A 384-nucleotide genomic window follows, 5' to 3' on the forward strand; every position below is an offset into this window, starting at 1 on the left:
TCAGTTCTTGGCGGCGGCGTAGCGCTCGGCGACGTCGTCCCAGTTGAACACGTTCCACACGGCCTTGACGTAGTCGGCCTTGACGTTCTTGTACTGCAGGTAGAAGGCGTGCTCCCACATGTCGAGCATCAGCAGCGGGGTCAGGTTGACCGAGATGTTGCCCTGCTGGTCGGTGAGCTGTTCGACGACCAGGCGTCCGGCGATGTGGTCGTAGCCCAGCACGGCCCAGCCGGAGCCGTACAGGCCCAGGGCGGCGGAGGAGAACTGGTCCTTGAACTTGTCGAAGGAGCCGAAGTCGCGGTTGATGGCCTCGGCCAGTTCACCGGTGGGCTCGCCGCCGCCGTTGGGGGAGAGGTTCTTCCAGAAGATGGAGTGGTTGGTGTG

The 384-nt window shown here is 63.8% G+C and carries 1 protein-coding gene; it reads right to left on the reverse strand.

The genetic code is table 11. The features are described 5' to 3' along the window. The coding region (locus FS507_RS16495) for a superoxide dismutase (RefSeq protein WP_145943837.1) at positions 1–384 on the reverse strand (384 nt) is incomplete at its 5' end.

Origin of the sequence: Corynebacterium glyciniphilum AJ 3170, assembly GCF_007673095.1 — a bacterium.
Taxonomy (GTDB): domain Bacteria; phylum Actinomycetota; class Actinomycetes; order Mycobacteriales; family Mycobacteriaceae; genus Corynebacterium.